This window comes from Hymenobacter volaticus (genome assembly GCF_022921055.1).
Lineage (GTDB): Bacteria > Bacteroidota > Bacteroidia > Cytophagales > Hymenobacteraceae > Hymenobacter > Hymenobacter volaticus.
Genome location: NZ_CP095061.1, coordinates 1,254,435 through 1,271,067 on the forward strand (window position 1 = coordinate 1,254,435; position 16,633 = coordinate 1,271,067).

The window sequence follows — 16,633 nt, forward strand, 5'->3', positions numbered from 1 at the left end:
TAAGGCTACCAATGTGTGCGTACCACAATATGGTGACTGAAAAATACGTCACTATCTTCTAACTCACCAGAAATATCCAATAATTATATGCTTAAAAGAGTAGTAGATTGCAAGTTGTTTGCTTGTCGTACTAGGGGAAGCGCAAATAAGAAACGCCCTTACTGACGTATGGTTTGCCGGTCGGGAAGTGAAGCGGACGACGTGAAGGCAACTGTCGGTGGTTGTAGCTTCCCAATCAGGAAGAAGGCCCAGGCAATAATCGAGTTCAGCACCAGACTAAGAACTGAATTTACCGTCATCATCAGCATCTCCTGAATGCCAGACACCGAATTTTGCAACAGAAAAACCATCAGTGTTCCAGCGAAATAAGTGATTACTCCTATGCCTATCAAGAACATAGGAGTTCGTCCTAGAGATGTGGTACGAAGCTCTTGCAGAAGCTGCTCGAAATACAATAAAACTGTGGTAATTAGGAACACGCTTTCGGCTGCAACCGCGTACACGGTAGTAGCTTTTAATCCACTTAGGTAGAAGAAATCAGTAACAGCAAGTACGACGAATACACCAGCGGCTATACGCAGCAAGCGGCGAGCTTTGGAGGATCGTATTTTTAAGTAGAAAGCATAGCTCAAGAAGAGGGTCTCTAGTATAGTGACCGTGTTCCACACAAAGAGATTATGCTGCTTTACTGCAAAGAGAATTTCGCCGATGACCGTTAAAACGGTCCACATCACACAACACCATAAAACAACTTTATGGTGCTTCTGCAAAACAGCCCATCGTCGATAACCTACCCATATGGGTAACAGCAGCGAAAGTTCACTGGTATAGGTTAGAACTAGCCTGACTTTGAGTACCCAGGCAAGATCAGACGTTAACATGACAAAGGAGAGGCTAACTGCGAGCCAAGGAGCTAATCACGCAAGTGTCTGGGCAGCCTTGCCCTTTGTCGAAAGCAAAGTGATGTTCCTCGGTTAAGTCGCCTTCCTCGGTGGCTCCTACCAGCACAAAGCATTCTTTTCCTTCGGGATTGATAGCATTATAAATACGAATGCCGGTAGCCCCCTCTTGTCGGAGCAATTTCAAAAATACGTCAGCACTGTAAAACACGGACTGCAAGCTTCCAGCATGGTCATTTTGATAAGTAGCAGTCCAAGCTGCTGCTTTTTCAAAGCTAATACGCTCCCCTACAGTGTTTTGGGGATTAAGCTCATCGGAGAGATTACTAGACGAAGAGGATTCCATAAGAACAAGTGAAATGCAGCTGAAAAGATGGCACAGCGCCTGTATGCTTTTTTAATTAGCGCATCTAAATATATAGCAAACCTTATTATAGACCGCCATCTTCTGCATTTACTTGCTTTGTCTGTTTGCCTTGGACTTAGAAAAGCAAACCGCCACTTGTGTCGCGCGGAGCACGAGGGGCGCGTTTGGGGGTTGGTGGGGCGAAAAGCGGCGGTGCATCTTCTTCGGCTGGCGTGGGCAAGTCGTCTTCATCCTGGTCAAGATTCTCAAACACCCGGTCGATGGCATCCTCGGCCGTGCGCAATTTCTGCTTGCAAAGGCGAATAAGTTGAGCAGAGCGCTGGACACGGGCTGTGAGTTCATCTACATCAATGGTGTCGGTTTCCAGAGCGCGCAAGATGGTTTCAAGCTCCGCTATAGCGTCACGATAAGTGGTATTATCCATGAGAGGGTGATGAGTTTAAAAGGAGACAATGAGCGATATGGCGCCAGTCGATTACTCAATTAGCATTTCTGCTTTAGAGCCAGTAACCAGCAACTAGAGCTTTCGTCATTAAGTCAGATAGGAATGCCGTTTTGTTTGCTAGCTAAGGCGTCTTTTTGCTGGTTGACTTTTTCCAGCAGTAGTACTTCGGCACGGTGCAACATACGTTCGGCAGCTAGTTGAAGCTGGTAGCGCTTATGCAGCAACTGTTCACGGCGACGACGGTGTAGACGGCGGAAGCGCCGAGCCAGCGTGATACCCAGGTGCACGAGGCGTCGCTGCTGACCCACGGCAGCATGGTGGGCAGCGCGTTGTAGGGCATGACGTTGCTGACCAAGTTGCAATTCTTGCTGCCGTAAACGCGCCCGCGCTAGTGGTGCCGCCGCCCGCACTCGTTGCCGCAACGCACTTCGATGACCTTCCAGCTGCTCTTGGGCAGCCAGATTAGTGCGCCGACCAACCCGGTCGAGGTGAGTTGCTGCATTTTGGATTTGCTGTGCTGCTAGCTCCCGAATGCGGCCAGCATAGCCATCATACACGGCATCGAGGCGAGCCAACCGGTCGGCGAGAAAGGCCGCTACGGCAGTGGGTGTTTTCAGCGCAAGGTGCGCCGTGAGGTCAACAACTGCTTCGTCGCGCTCGTGTCCGATACCAGTGAGGACAGGCACCGGAAAGGCCCCGATGGCCGCTGCTAGTCCATAGTCATCGAAGGCCAGCAAGTCAGTTTTCGAGCCCCCACCTCTGATAATGATGACTGCATCGAAATGCTGGCGGCGCTTCCGAATGCTTTCCAGCGCTGCCCGAATACTGCCCGGAGAATCTTCGCCTTGCATGGTAGCCGGAAATAAAGCCAGCGAAAAAGCATAAGGCGACTCCTGAAGCTGCTGCACAAAATCTTGAAAACCCGCCGCCGTAGGCGAGGAGATGACAGCTAGGCGCTGTGGAGCCAAAGCCAGCGGCAGAGCACGCTGCCGCTCCAGCAGCCCTTTTTCGGCAAGCTTTCGCAACGTCTCCAAACGTTGCCGGGCCAACTCACCGACCGTATAAGTGGGGTCTAGAGCTAGCACGTCGAGGCTTAGGCCATATTGCTCGTGGAATTTTACTTGCACGCGCAGCATGATTTTCAGGCCCGGCCGCAGTTCTTGACCGGTGTGCTCCTCGAATACCGGAGCAAGTTGCTGGTAGCGTTGGCTCCAAATGGTGGCACGGGCTTGGGCTTTAAGCTGCGCCCCGCGGCCGGTTTGGTGCTGGTCGGTGAGAGTGAGGTAGCAATGCGCGCCGTCGAAGCGGGGCAGAGTGAGGTCAGCAATTTCGGCCACCACCCAATACGAATCGGCGAACCGCTCGCTCAAGCTTTGTTTCACGCGCAGCAGCAACTCGGCCAGCGGCAAGGCTACGGGGGGCAAAGAAGTGGAAAGGCCCGGGTCGGGTCGGCGGTTGTAGAGCGGTGGCATACAGTTGTAAAGGTAGGGCTTATGCGCTGCTGACACTAGAAAGCCGGCACAGGATGCTATTTAGCAGTGGGTTTTTCTGGAAGAAAACCGCATAGCCAGCGTGTTTGATTGTTCTGTTCAACCGATAAACCTCGCTTGCAGGCCGCAGGCAAGATGGAAACTACCTAATTAGATGACCACTTATTTCGAACTGCGCAACAGGTTGCTGATGGGCGAAATCATGAGTAGGGTTAGGGGCAGATTTCCGTATCGGCAATGCTCATGACTTCATAATTACGGACGGCAGATAGAATAGCGAGAAGGTTCAACCAGGGGAAAATGAGTATCAACTTCCTGATTAAAGAGTTGGGAGGCCTGTTTACGTAGTAGAAGGTTCAAAACCTGCCTACCTTGCACTCCGTTTTTTACGTTCTGCTATGCCTGCTCCGCTCAGTTCCTATCTCTCCCAACAAACACTCACGGTGTTGGTGCCCGTGTACGATGAAGAAGAAAGCCTACCGCAGTTTGTGGTGGAGATGAACAAGTTTCTGGAGCAGACGCCTATTCCTACTACCGTACTGTTTGTCAACGATGGGTCAAAGGACGGTTCGTTGGCGCTGCTGCGCGACATTTGCCAGCAGAATCCTCGTTACGAGTTCATTAGTCTCAGCCATAACCAAGGCTTGAGTACGGCCATCAAAGCAGGTTTCGACCATTGCCGCTCCACGCTAGTCGGCTACATTGATTCCGACATTCAGACCTCACCGCTCGACTTCCTGAAGTTTTTCGAGTTCCTACCCGAATACGACATGGTGAACGGCATTCGGGCCAAGCGGCAGGATACAATCGTGAAGAAATTGTCGTCGAAGGTAGCTAACACAGTACGGCGGACGCTTATCAACGACGGCATCGAGGATACAGGCTGCCCACTCAAGATCATCAAGATTGAATACGCCCGCCGAATTCCGCTGTTCCATGGTATGCACCGCTTTCTGGGAGCTTTGGTGCAACTACAGGGTGGGCGCGTGAAGCAGCTGCCGGTGCAGCACTTCCCTCGGTTTGCGGGTACGGCCAAGTATAACCTCTGGAACCGAGCCTGGAAGCCACTCGTGGATACTTTCGGATTTCGCTGGATTAGAAGCCGCTGGAAAAACTACGAAATAGGGGAGCAGCACCGTACCGCAGACCATGCTTAGAGTCGAGCAGGTAGCACTAGGTATTGGGCTAACTTCACAGCTGCTATTCAGCAGCCGCATTGTGTTGCAATGGGTGCAAAGCGAGCGGGCCAAACGAGTACTTGTGCCCACTTTGTTCTGGCAGATTAGCTTGATTTCATCGTTTCTGATGATAATCTACGGCATGCTGCGCCACGACCCAGTGATATTGGGGGCACAGCTAATCAGCTACGGCATCTACATCCGCAATCTGCAACTGTTGGGAGAGTGGCGTAAGCTCAGCGGCTTGTTTCGGGCGGGAGCTTACGTGTTTCCGCTGGCAATGCTGGTTTGGTTTGTGGTTGGCAACCAGCACTTCAGTTTGCGGGCCATGCTTAGCCATGGTATTCCGAGCGGTGTGCTCGCGCTAGGGGCAATCGGGCAGACCATCTTTCTGATGCGCTTCGTGTATCAATGGCTGTACTCGGAACGCAAAGGCGAATCGGTGCTACCGCTCGGCTTCTGGGTGGTTAGCTTCGTGGGCTCGGTCTTGATCTTGACGTATGCCATTTTGCGCCGCCCCGTTGATATAGTGCTCATCGTGGGCAATATTTTCGGTACGGTGGTCTACGCCCGCAACATTGTGCTGATGCGCCGAGAGGTAGCTTCGGAAGGCAACTGAGCAGCGGAGTGGTGTAAAGAGTTGTTCAACTACTTCCACTCTTAGACTTGCTTAGTTACCTGGTCGCTCAGTTACTGAAATTGGTGTAACCAAGGTTACGCGCCAGCGGCCGTCTTTCCGTTGGCGGTCGAGGTAGAAGCTGTCCACCACTTGCAGCCGTACCTGGTCGCGCCAGGCGCGGGGGAGTTGTTTGGCGATGTTAGAGCCGGTAAGAACTGCAATTGGGCCACGGGGACGAACTAGCACTGAGTCGGGGGTGCGGGGCCAACTAGGTGCGGCGCGACCGGCATCCCACACGCGCTTAATATGCAGTTCCTCGAGCGTGTACCAAGGCAGGTTGGCTAGTACCGGGTTGCCACGAAGGGCGGCTATGTGCCGTAGGCCAGCCTCGGCGCGCCGGTTGGTCCAGAGAGGATAAGCGGGAGCCAGCAAGGCCAGTAGCAGGGCCATAGCGGTAATAGAGCTAGCCATCAACACCGGGACTTGGTACTGTCGGAAACCCCACCGTATAATAGCCGCTGCCAACAGCAAAAACACCACTACGGTAACCGCAAATGGTACCGACCCTGGCCCGTACGCGGGTAGTTTCATGAAAACCAGCACCACTGGAAACAAGCAGCTAGCAACAGCCAACAGCCCAGCCCAAATGCGAACCAACGTGGCTTCGGGGCGCGGACGCAGGCCGTTGCGCAGTACAGTTTCGAGATGGCGAAGCAGCCCCCCGATCAACAAGGCAAGTGGCGGCATGAGTGGCAATAGATACCGCTCTTTCTTCTCTGGAACCAAGCTCAAGAGCAAGAAGGCTATCAGCAACCAAGCCAGTGCGGCCCGGTAAGGAATGTAACGGCCGGCTCGGGAGCGGGCAAACGGTACGGCCAGCACCAATAAAGCTATCGGCGTCCAGATGCCCGTGAACACCGGGAAGTTCCAGTATTCCCAAAACGGCTGCACGTGCCGCTCGCCCCAGGAGGTTACTTCCACGCGGGCTACCGCCAATGCTGCAGGGGCTACAGTGTGCTGCACTGCCAAGTAAATGGGCCACGCCGTTCCTACTATTAAGCCCAAGACCAGAGCCAGCAGCAAGCCCCAACGCCGCGGACGCATAGGTCCCCGCTCTGGATAGAACCGCAGTACCCCGAAACTCGCCAAGAAAGGCAGCAAAACAGCGTAAAGCGCCACTGGCCCTTTGCTGAGCATAGAGCAGCCCAGAAGCAAACCGCTCAGCGCAAACCACCTCCAGCTGGAACTCTTCGCAAACCAACCGCGGGCCAACGCCCAGAGCGAGCCTACCAAAAAGCTATTGGCGAAAATATCCCAATGGCCCTCGCGCCCTACAGTAACCACCAATAAACTGCTAGCCAGCACCAGAGTAGCTAGCCACGCAGTACGACCCGGTGCTTCGGCCTCGCCCGGTTGCGCCCGGATCAGTTCCCGCACCAAGCCCCAAAAGAAAAACACCAACAGGGTGGTCATGATGGCGGCGGGCAGGCGCAGAATACCGGGGTCCTGGGTGAGGCCAGTCAGTTTCTGGGTAACAGCCACCGCCCAGGTTGGGAGTGGAGGCTTCGCCACACGCAAAGCGCCGTTCATAGTGGGAATTAGCCAAGAGCCGCCTTGCACCATTTCGCGGGCCGCTACAAAGTTGCGAGCTTCCATCAGGTTTACCTCGGGGGCGCCCAGGTGCACGAAGCAACTGAAAAAGCACACGAGTAACACGGTAAACGGCCGCAGCCAGGAAGACTCAGTAAGAGAAGAACGCATAGAGTAACTAGATTCCCTGGTAGCGAGGGTAAAGCAGTTGCGCTTGAAAGATTGATTTGAATGGCCGCTCATGAACAGCAGTGGCGAGCGGGCAGGTTCAGCAGCATGCGCTTCTAGCTAGCCAGGCAGCAAAACGTAAGAGGGGCCAGCTAGCCTTATGATGTCGGCACAGAATCCAAGACAAGAGAAGCAGAGGCATCCTCGGTTTCTTGCAGCCAGCGTATAAACTGCTGTAATCCTTCTGCTAAGGTTGTTTGAGGGTTGTAGCCAATAAGGTGACGGGCTTTACTGATGTCGGCATACGTGACTTCCACATCGCCGGCCTGCATAGGATGCATATCGAGCACGGGCACAACACCTACGGCGGTGCCCACGGCCGTAATCAGGTCGCGCAGCTTGATAGGCGTGCTGTTGCCGAGGTTGATGGTTTGGTAGGTGCCAGGATGCGTCAACAAATACGCTATGCCTCGTGCAATACCATCGACTGTATCAGCCACGAAGGTGTAGTCGCGAGCCGTGCTACCGTCGCCGTACATGGGAATAGGCTGGCCTGCCCGCAACAAACGCGCGAACTTATGAATAGCTAAGTCGGGGCGTTGGCGAGGGCCATACACGGTGAAGAACCGCGCATTGAGCACGTTGAAGCCGTATAGGTGATGATAGGTGAACGTGAACTGCTCGGCACTCAGTTTGGATGCTGCGTAAGGCGAGATGCACGCGGCCAGTAAAGCCATATCCTCCCGAAACGGTAGTTCCACGGTATTACCATACACCGACGAAGACGACGCGAAAAACAGGTTTCTAACTTCTGCCTGTCGCATCCATTCCAACAAATGCACGGTGCTTAGCACATTGGCTTCGAGGTAAGCGGCTGGCTCGCGCACAGACGGGCCGACGCCAGCTTTGGCCGCCAAATGCACTACCACATCGACGTGCTCGGTAGCTAGAGTTGCTGCAAGAGCACTAGGCCCATTGCGCAGGTCTACCTCATGAAATGCGAAGTTGGGGTTCTTGAGTGAGGCCGACAGATTGGCTAGTTTGAGGGCCCGGTCGTAGAACGGATCGAAGTTGTCGAGCCCGATTACGCGGTAACCATCGGCTAGCAGCCGTTCGCTCAGGTGAGAGCCGATGAAGCCGGCGCAGCCGGTAACTAAGGCAGTAGGCATGAAGGAGCCAGTAAGCAACTAAAGAAGGCCCATACGACTGGGCGAAAACACAAAGTAACGATTGTATTAACGAGGAGTTCGATTGTTGCTCTTGATATTGATAACTAAGACGGCAATAGCCGAATTGTTTCAGCTCGAAAACAGAAAGAAGTTGGCATACCTTTATTTATATCCTCTAGTTTTTTCAAGCTTTACTACATTTTTACGGATTCTAGAATTTTATACAAAACCTAGTTATTTAGCTACTAGCACTTTAGCTTGTTGATAGTGATTCTTCTTTAAATGGGATGGTTATGATAGTTGGTATTGTATTATGCTTGGTATAAATTGGGCAGAAATCAGGGGTAGAGCTTAAGTTAAAGCAACCTTTGGTTGAGTTTACTTGTCCTTTATGTGTAGCCACCAGGCTTGAGTGCTGAAAATTCTTGTCTATAGCCTAGACAAGCAAATTGCAGTGCCTTCGTTAGAGCTCCACACTGCATTTCAGACCTAAAGAACACACCAATTCTATTCCCATGAAAAAACGCAACAGCATGACGCTAGCAGCCGTGGCTCTCACGGGTCTAACGCTGGCGGCTTGCTCTACTGGTGGCCCCAAATCCCGCCCGGCTGCCACCACTATTAAGCCAGATCTATCAATTCCTAAAGGGGCAGACGTTGCTCCCACCGAGCCAGCCGATGTCAAGGGCGTAGGGCTGAATCTCGCCAACATTGACCCTTCTGTTTCTGCTTGCCAAGATTTCAATCAGTACGCTTCCGGCAACTGGTACAAAAACAATCCGATTCCGGCAGCCGAAGTACGCTGGGGCTCTTTCAACGAGCTTTCCGACAAGAACAACGCCGTAATGCGGCAGATTCTGCAGGAAGCCGCTGCTAACACCACTGCGGCCAAAGGCAGCAATGCCCAGAAAGTAGGCGACTTCTACGCTTCTGCGATGGATACAGTGGCCATTGAAAAGGCTGGTTTAAAGTATCTGCAGCCTGAGCTAGCGCGCATTCAGGGCATCAAAGACCTGAAAGGCGTACAAGCGGAAATTGTGCGTCAGCAACTATCGGGTACTGGGGCCTTCTTCAATATGGGCGTAGGCCAAGACGAGAAGAACAGCACGCAATATGCTGTGCAGCTCTACCAAGGCGGCCTTTCGCTGCCCGACCGCGACTACTACCTCAAGACGGACGCCCGCTCCAAATCAATTCAGACTGCCTACAAAACGTATCTAACCAATACGTTCAAGATGCTAGGCGACAACCCTGCTACCGCCGCCAAAAATGCGGCTACGGTGATGCGGTTGGAAACTCGGTTAGCCAAAGCCAGTAAGAGCCGCGTAGACCTGCGCGACCCGTATGCCAACTACAACAAGATGACGGTAACTGCCTTCAATCAGCAGTTCCCGAACTTAGCCTTGTCCACGGCGCTACCCGCTATGAAGCTGGGCGCAGCCAAAGAAGTTATAGTAGGGCAGCCAGCTTTCTTCAAAGAGGAAAGCGCCATGCTGAAGCAGGAGCCTTTAGCTGACTTGAAAACCTACATGCGCTGGCATATGGTTTCGTCGCTGACGTCGGCGTTACCCAAGGCGTATGGTGATGAGGCCTTCCGCTTTTCGCAGGTTTTGAGCGGCGCCAAGCAGCAACAGCCCCGCTGGAAACGCATGAACCGTGCTACCGATGGTGCGCTTGGCGAAGCGTTCGGACAGCTCTACGTTGACAAGGCATTTACCCCCGAAACCAAGGCTAAGGCACTGGAAATGGTAAGCAACATCCGCGAAGCCATGGCCGACCACATTCGGCAGGTGGACTGGATGAGCGAAACCACCAAGCAGGAAGCTCTGAAAAAACTGAATGCCTTCACCGTGAAGATTGGTTACCCCGACAAGTGGAAAGACTATTCGGCGCTGACTATCTCGCGTGAGTCGTACCTGAAAAATGTGCTGGCTGCTCGCAGATGGGCTTCTATGGATAACGCCAGCAAGCTTGGCAAACCAATCGACCGCACAGAGTGGGGCATGACACCGCCCACAGTGAATGCTTACTACAACCCGCCGATGAACGAAATTGTGTTCCCGGCCGGCATCATGCAGCCCCCTTCTTCGATCCTAAAGCCGACGACGCGGTTAACTACGGTGGTATGGGCGCCGTTATTGGCCACGAAATCACTCACGGTTTCGACGACCAAGGCCGTCAATACGACGCCGAAGGCAACCTGAAAGACTGGTGGACCAAGGAAGACGCCGACAAATTCACGCAGCGCGCCGACATGGTGGGCAAGCAATACTCGGCTTTCCAACCGTTGGATTCCGTATATGTAAACGGCAAATTGACGATGGGGGAAAACCTTGCTGACCTTGGTGGCCTCAACATTGCCTACTCGGCGCTGCAAAAGCAGCTCACCAAGCAGTACGGCAATGGTCCGCGCCCAAAGTACGATGGCCTGACTCCCGAGCAACGCTTCTTCCTATCGTGGGCACAAGTGTGGCGCACGAACGCCCGGCCGGAATATGTGCGTCAGCAGGTGCAAACCGACCCGCACTCACCAGCGCAGTTCCGTACCAACGGCCCACTCATGAATATGCCGCAGTTCTACGAAGCCTTTGGCTGCAAAGAAGATGCAAAAATGGTACGCGCCCAAACTGAGCGCGCTAAGATTTGGTAAGCATTGCTTACAACGATTTGATTGTTGGAAAGGCGGCTCGCATTTGTGAGCCGTTTTTTTTTTGCTTCTAGCTGCAAAGTTTCGATAGACTGTTCTGCTAAGCTTGCGAAGCATCTCGCAAGCTGACGTCGCCAAGTCGCCAAACTATACCAGTCACGCAGAGCTTGTCGAAGCATCTCGCGCGAATCGTTGCAGGCGTTAGAGATTGCTACACTAGCAAGATGCTTCCGCTCTGCTGAGCAGAATGGTCTGGTGTGTTGCAAGGTCAGCACGCGAGACTTTTCGGTGTCGGCCCCATGATGTCCTTATACACGATTGGCAACGCATAACCAGCAACTCATTTATCTTGCGTTATGCAAAAGACTTTTCGCCAGCTTGCTTATTTACCATTGTTGCTGGCTTGCGCTTGCTCAGATTCGGTGCAAGAGCAAGTAGCCAATCCTAAAGTTGGAGACGTGTACGTAGTGCAGTTTCAACCACAAGGCACCACTGATACGCGCTACTTCTTCTACCACCTTTACCGCGTCACGCCCGACAGCGCCTACCTGCACCCAGCCCGCAAAGATTCTCCTTCGACCGATGCCAACTTGCGCCAGTTGGCCTTCGAGCCTTCAGCCAACAGCATTGGCTACTCCCGCGCCGATTTGGCGGAATTACTAAAAGAGCAGCCCGGCGACGTAACAAAAAGTCGGCTTATACAAGTCCGGCGCCCTTAGCACTGGCTCGCACGAGTAGGCTAAGAAGTGGTAAAGTAATGCCGCGTTACTTTACCACTTCTATCTTGATGCCAACATCTTTAACCGGCCACTTGTAAGGGTCTACGGGCTCGTTGGCTATTTTATCGACTACGTCGAGGCCTTCTATTACTTCACCGAACACTGTATATCTACCGTCCAAGGACGGAACGCCACCGACGGTAGCATAGGCTTTTTGTTGGGCGGGCGTTAGTTGCCGGCCAGCCATAGCTTGGCTTTGAGCAGGCGTCATTTTCTGACCTTGCACAAAGTAAAAATCAGTGTTAGAAGAGAGTTGACCGGGGTTTTGGTCGTCGTCGTAGCGGGCCATGCCGAGGGCACCGCGCTTGTGGAAGTGTTGCGGCCGAATTTCGGGAGGGAGACGGTAGCGGGCCAAACGAATGGTGCGATGGTCGGAGGCACCGCCTTGTACCGCAAAATCCTTTACAACCCGGTTGAACACGGTTTCATCGAATACACCCTTGCGGGACAATAGCAAAAAGTTGGCTTTGTGAATCGGGGTGTCGTCGTAAAGCTTCACCCGGATGTCGCCGAGGCGCGTGTGCACTATCACTTCCGAGGCCGGATACTGCTTGCCGTAAGGTAGGAGAAGAGCGGCGGCGTTGCTATCGGCAATGGCCGTGAGGGCCGGACCGGGCACTTGCCGCTCTGCTGAAGGCCGTGGAGCAGTTGTTTCCTCGACCGGCTGCTGACGGTTGCATGCTGAAGCGAGCAGCAGCAAAGAAAACGAAATGGCAAGGCGTGCGGTAGGAGCAGACATAGGCAAGCAAATAGGTAGGAAGTACGCGGGCCGAAACGCAAATGAGGTGGCTACCTTTCGGTAGCCACCTCAAACATAACAATCAGCTGCAATCTGTGGGCAGCTTGAGCAAGCTAGCCTGCTCCCGCAACCGATACAGTAGCAAGCTTAGAGCTTTATGCCAAGCTTTTTGGCGATGTCAGCAAACATCTGTGGATCATAGTCATCGGCACCAGGCGAGTTAAGCTGGGGCTCTTCCTCGAGTACTGGATAAGGCACACCTTCGAAACCACCTTGGATTACTTCTAGCGGCTGGCCATCCTCGGGTGGGTACCGTTCCAGATGATACCGGCTTGCTTGTAGTCATCGGGGCTGAAGGTGTAAAGCTTGAGGTGCAGCTTTTGCTGATCCTGTAGCTTTTTGGCCTCCGGGAATTTGTCGTTGCTTAGGTCTGGTACGGGTACCAATTTGGTTACTTCCACGCCAGTTAGGTGCTCCAGTGCTTTGGCGTACGCCACTACGTGCAAGCCGCCACGCACCAACAGATAGCCTACCATGGTACGAGCGCAAGGATCGGCTACCATTTCGTATACACGCATCTTGTTGGCCCGGGCACCGCACTCCAAGAAGAAGTTGTGCAGCAAATCTAGTTTCAGGTTGCCACTAGCGTGCACATTATGGCCCGTCCAGGGGTTGCCCATCGAGTCGACGGGTAAGGCTGCTTGAGCGCTGCTCAGGAAGTGGTAGCTGTTGCGAGCATCTTTGGCGTCGGCCAGTGGAGCTGGCACTGGGTTCTTGCCTCGTACTGTCTGGCCCGTCAGCAGCAGGTTGATAGCGTAAGATACTGCCTCGATGTGGCTGTATTCCTCGGCCGCAATGCTGCAGGTTAGGTCATAGAACGGCCGCAACCGATTACGCCCCGGAAGTTGAACGACTGGAACGTGTAGTTCATCAGCGTTGACATCTCCCCATATTTGCCTCCGAGCAGTTCCTGAATGGCCGCCGCGTCATTGGGCGAAGGGTTTTTGGGTTTTGGCAGCTCAACGGCCAGCCGGTCATAACGCAAGATCATAGCTCAGAATTTAGAGGTGAAAGGTCGTGTCGCCGAGTCGGCATTCTACAGACAAGGTTATCAGGGTCTACGGAGCAGTTTTGTTGCCGTTATGTTGAGCTTACAGGCTTAGTAGCTCATGGACTGCGAGTTTTGTTGGCCGGCTGTCGAACTTCGAACAGGCTATTCATGGATAAACAACAAGTCAAACCAGTACTATTTAGCTTGTTGAACCTTTGTTATCCCGATAATAGACTTTTGTGGCCCTTCGCATACCGAGCAGCTTTATTGGTGCCACAAGCATAGGGAAGGGAGGAATTTTATACAGTGTCAGGTGAAAAACACTCGGCTATTCAGTCTACAACTGTAGCTCTGGTATTGAAAGCAATGGTTTGTGCATGTATCATTCAATAATCAGACGCTTCGTGACCACAGCCTTGCCCGTCTGGACCTGCAGCGAATAGACTCCAGCGCGCAGACCCACTATATCAATCAGGCCTTGAGTGCTGGTAGCAGAAAGCAGCAACTTGGTTTGCCGGACTTGCTGCCCGAGCGCGTTATAAAGTAGTACCTGGATTGTCCGGGCGGCGGATGATGCGGGCAGCGCGAGGGTAACGGTGTTCCGGGCCGGATTCGGATACAAGCCCACCTGAGTTGCTGCGAGAGCTGCGGATGTGGCCATAGGCTGTGCTGGCTCCAGACGCAAACTGAAGCGCCCCGTTATGCTGGTGCTAGCGGCTGTGAAAGGATAACGCACCTGCGGTGCCAGCAAGAGTTGCTGGCCGGTAGCAGCATCGAAAAGATACACCCGACTGCCCCCAAAATTGGTGAGCTGGCTGGCCGTGAGTGAGTAGGAACCGGCCTGCGGAAGCGCGAGACCCAGCGGTACTACTGTGTTTGCCGTTAGCGCCGGTAAGCCGTTGATAGCTAATTCTGTGGTAGACGTGCCGGCGGTAGTGAGTGAATACAGGGAGAGGCCGGACGGGTTGCGCAGCTTAACCGCATCATAAGTCGGATCAAAGCCGGCCGTAGCGCCCCCTTGTAAATAAAGGTTCGTGGCGTCCTGCGCTGCGCTGCCTTGTAGCTGTAGTTCTAATTGCGGACGCTCATCAACTGCATGGCGCTGAAAATTAGCCTGGGTGGCAAAGCTGGTTACGCGGTTGGCATTGGTGAGTGTGAGCGAACCCGGTACATCTACGGCGCTGGTATGCACAAAGAAGCCTTGGCTGCTGGCTACTAACGGATTGCCGATGCCATTGGTATACGCTCGGTACTGACCTGCGTATTGATCGGTGCTTTCAAAAACATACATGGCTCCGTCCAGACCAGGACGATTAGAGGCCTCTACGGTACTCCAATCCAGTGGGGCAGGGTAAGGGTTGCCGAGTAAGTGCCAGCCCCCATCGGTGCCGGTGCGCAGTAAGTTGTTTTTCGTGACGGTGCCGTTGCCAAGCGTACCTACAAAACTCACTGTTTCAGTGGCCGGAATGTTTACGCTGTAGCCGCGACCTTGCTCCAGTGAGTCACTCAGGCTTGCGGGTGAAAACCAGCCCCGGTCGAACGGGCTATACCCAACGGCCGGCGACGTTGTGGTGCGAGTTTCATCGTAGCCGAACACCGTCGGGAATGGGGAGACTATACGCGGATCGACGGAAGTGTTGTAGGCTGCATTAACTTCCGGTACAAACGTAAAGGTGGCGAGGTCGCTCACAGTGGAATTGCTTACGGGGGCCGAGTAGTACCGGTAGCCAAGGCCAGCATTTACGGCTCGGTGGATGTAGCGCTGCACCGCGGCTGTTCCGACAACCACGCCTGTGCCTTGATTCACCACCAGGGCCGTGCCGGTAGTATCCGACAATAGCGTTAAGGTGCCGTCGCTGAGGGTTAGGTTGCCGCTACCAGCCAGCGTAAGCACCTGCCTGATACTGATTGGCTGCATAAGCCTTACGCCAGCCGTATTGCTGATAGTAAGATTGCGCACCGTAAGGGGCAGGCCCAGGCCTACTGTCTGGGGTGTAGCCCCCACAAACTCATAAGAAGCATCGGAGCTAAAGAACCGAGTGCCTGCGACCTGCACAGCTCCTGAGGTCCCGCTTACTGCTATGCCTTGCGGAGCGCAAATACGCAACGTAGCGCCAACATCCAGCCTGAACGTACCGAGGCCATCAATAGTAAAGCAACCGTCATCGAGTACGCCCCCGGCTTGCACCTGTATGGCTCCGTTCACTGAGATATTGCCGCTGAGTGTGCCCACTCCCGGCCCGCCTGTATTAGGGCCCGTGATGGTGATGTTGTTGTAATTGCCGGCTGGAATGGCTTGAATGCTACTAACTGTAAGGTTGGTAGGAGCCCCGTTTGTGAAGTAGCGGCCGATTCGGGCGCTTCTTTTGCTTCCATCACCCACGGCAGTAAAATTGCCCCCGGCGAATAGGTCGTTGTTGCGGCCTGAGACTAGAGCTAGTACTTCGCCGTTGAGGCCAGTTCCTAAAGAGTACCAACTGGTACCATCCCAACGGGCAATGTTGGCTGTTCTGGGCGGGCCGTTTAGCGCACCAGTAAAACTGCCGCCGACATACAATTGCCCCTCAGGGGTTGCTGCTAGCGCAGATACGGAGCCACCGGCCAATCCATTACCTAAGGCAGACCAAGTAGAGCCGTTCCAACGCGCTATCCTATTGGTAGTTAGGCTATCCACTGTGGTAAAATCGCCTCCCACGTATAAGTCGCCGTTGGGCGCGACGGCTAATGCCCGCACCACATTGTTGGTGCCGCTACTGCCCACCGCCGACCAGGCGTTGCCATCCCAGCGGGCCACGCCATTGGCTACTGCGCCGTTATCGGTATCGAAGTCACCGCCGGCATATAAATCACCATTGGGCATGAAAGCCAAGGCTAGTACTTTTCTCGCAATGATGCCATTGCCAAGCGGCTGCCAAGTGGTGCCGTCCCAGCGCGCTACGTTGTTGAGGGTTTTGCCACTCCCAGTACTGAAAGTGCCACCTACATACAAGTCGCCATTCGGGGCGAAGGCTATGGCGTATACGGCACCACCGAGTGTGCTTCCTAGGCCTTGCCAACTGCCATTATTCCAGCGCGCAATGCCTCCGCCCGTGCTCTGGTTGTTGACAGAAAAAAAATTGCCACCTGCATACAAGGTGTTGTCCGGTGCAACGGCTAAGGCAGAAACGATACCGCTGAAACCAGCGGCAGTTGATGGGCCTCCTACGGTTTGCCATCTGGTAGAAGTTAGGAGGCCAACATGCAAAGTAATAGGGTTGCCATTGTTCAGGTAAAACAAACCGCCCGCGTATACATTGCCATCGGGTGCAACTGCTAAGGCCTGAACAGTTGCATTCAAGCCCCGGCCCATGGGCGCCCAAACACCGTTGTTTAACTGTGCTACCCGATTGGTAACTAGCCCGCTTTCAAACGAAGTGAAATTGCCACCTGCGTATACGGTGCCGCTCGGCCCAACGGCAATAGCATTCGGAGTGCCGAAGTTGCTCAAAGTAA

Annotated in this window: 14 protein-coding genes and 1 pseudogene; 5 read left to right on the forward strand and 10 right to left on the reverse strand. The window is 53.8% G+C overall.

From position 1 onward, the window contains the following. Positions 1-158: 158 nt before the first annotated feature. The 4 genes from MUN86_RS05500 to xseA all read right to left on the reverse strand — a co-directional run bounded on the left by MUN86_RS05500 (position 159) and on the right by xseA (position 3,183). Positions 159-881 (reverse strand): hypothetical protein, encoded by a 723-nt coding sequence (locus MUN86_RS05500; protein ID WP_245122711.1) that lies wholly within the window; start codon positions 879-881, stop codon positions 159-161. Between the two features lie 13 nt (positions 882-894). Next, positions 895-1,245, reverse strand: coding sequence for a hypothetical protein (locus MUN86_RS05505; protein ID WP_245122712.1), 351 nt, complete (start codon positions 1,243-1,245; stop codon positions 895-897). A 136-nt stretch (positions 1,246-1,381) separates the two neighbouring features. After that, positions 1,382-1,690 carry an exodeoxyribonuclease VII small subunit gene (gene xseB, locus MUN86_RS05510; RefSeq protein ID WP_245122714.1) on the reverse strand — a complete coding sequence of 103 codons (309 nt, stop codon included), beginning with the start codon at positions 1,688-1,690 and terminating at the stop codon, positions 1,382-1,384. A gap of 113 nt (positions 1,691-1,803) precedes the next feature. Further along, positions 1,804-3,183, reverse strand: coding sequence for an exodeoxyribonuclease VII large subunit (xseA, locus tag MUN86_RS05515; protein WP_245122716.1), 1,380 nt, complete (start codon positions 3,181-3,183; stop codon positions 1,804-1,806). Between the two features lie 416 nt (positions 3,184-3,599). Between xseA and MUN86_RS05520 the strand changes: the two genes are divergently transcribed. Both MUN86_RS05520 and MUN86_RS05525 read left to right on the forward strand, forming a co-directional pair. Then, a complete protein-coding gene (locus MUN86_RS05520; RefSeq protein WP_245122718.1) occupies positions 3,600-4,358 on the forward strand; it encodes a glycosyltransferase in 759 nt (252 codons plus the stop codon). Beyond that, entirely contained in the window at positions 4,351-4,998 is a 648-nt protein-coding gene (locus MUN86_RS05525; protein ID WP_245122719.1) for a lipid-A-disaccharide synthase N-terminal domain-containing protein, read from the forward strand. The genes MUN86_RS05520 and MUN86_RS05525 overlap by 8 nt, the downstream gene beginning before the upstream one ends. A gap of 51 nt (positions 4,999-5,049) precedes the next feature. On the opposite strand, the gene MUN86_RS05530 is transcribed toward MUN86_RS05525, so the two are convergent. Next, the gene (locus MUN86_RS05530) at positions 5,050-6,759 is read right to left on the reverse strand and encodes an ArnT family glycosyltransferase (protein WP_245122722.1); all 1,710 of its coding nucleotides are present in this window, start codon (positions 6,757-6,759) and stop codon (positions 5,050-5,052) included. Positions 6,760-6,914: 155 nt separating this feature from the next. Then, positions 6,915-7,925 carry a GDP-mannose 4,6-dehydratase gene (locus MUN86_RS05535; RefSeq protein ID WP_245122724.1) on the reverse strand — a complete coding sequence of 337 codons (1,011 nt, stop codon included), beginning with the start codon at positions 7,923-7,925 and terminating at the stop codon, positions 6,915-6,917. A gap of 533 nt (positions 7,926-8,458) precedes the next feature. On the opposite strand from MUN86_RS05535, the pseudogene MUN86_RS05540 reads away from it, so the two are divergent. The 3 genes and pseudogenes from MUN86_RS05540 to MUN86_RS05550 form a co-directional block, all read left to right on the forward strand. After that, positions 8,459-9,733 (forward strand): annotated as a pseudogene (locus MUN86_RS05540) (M13 family metallopeptidase); the annotation flags it as partial. Between the two features lie 188 nt (positions 9,734-9,921). Then, on the forward strand, positions 9,922-10,575 hold the full coding sequence (locus tag MUN86_RS05545) for a M13-type metalloendopeptidase (protein WP_245122727.1): 654 nt from the start codon (positions 9,922-9,924) through the stop codon (positions 10,573-10,575). Between the two features lie 353 nt (positions 10,576-10,928). Continuing rightward, positions 10,929-11,291: a hypothetical protein gene (locus tag MUN86_RS05550; RefSeq protein WP_245122730.1), complete on the forward strand. Its 363-nt coding sequence runs from the start codon at positions 10,929-10,931 to the stop codon at positions 11,289-11,291. A gap of 46 nt (positions 11,292-11,337) precedes the next feature. Here the strand turns inward: MUN86_RS05550 and MUN86_RS05555 are convergent, their stop codons facing one another. The 4 genes from MUN86_RS05555 to MUN86_RS05565 all read right to left on the reverse strand — a co-directional run bounded on the left by MUN86_RS05555 (position 11,338) and on the right by MUN86_RS05565 (position 16,628). Next, on the reverse strand, positions 11,338-12,090 hold the full coding sequence (locus tag MUN86_RS05555; RefSeq protein WP_245122732.1) for a peptidylprolyl isomerase: 753 nt from the start codon (positions 12,088-12,090) through the stop codon (positions 11,338-11,340). A 284-nt stretch (positions 12,091-12,374) separates the two neighbouring features. Further along, positions 12,375-12,977, reverse strand: coding sequence for a manganese catalase family protein (locus MUN86_RS05560; protein WP_280640605.1), 603 nt, complete (start codon positions 12,975-12,977; stop codon positions 12,375-12,377). Next, complete coding sequence (locus tag MUN86_RS31115) at positions 12,956-13,141, reverse strand: manganese catalase family protein (RefSeq protein ID WP_280640606.1); 186 nt, start codon at positions 13,139-13,141, stop codon at positions 12,956-12,958. The genes MUN86_RS05560 and MUN86_RS31115 overlap by 22 nt, the downstream gene beginning before the upstream one ends. 382 nt (positions 13,142-13,523) lie before the next feature. Then, entirely contained in the window at positions 13,524-16,628 is a 3,105-nt protein-coding gene (locus MUN86_RS05565; RefSeq protein ID WP_245122735.1) for a DUF8693 domain-containing protein, read from the reverse strand. Between the last annotated feature and the right edge of the window lie 5 nt (positions 16,629-16,633).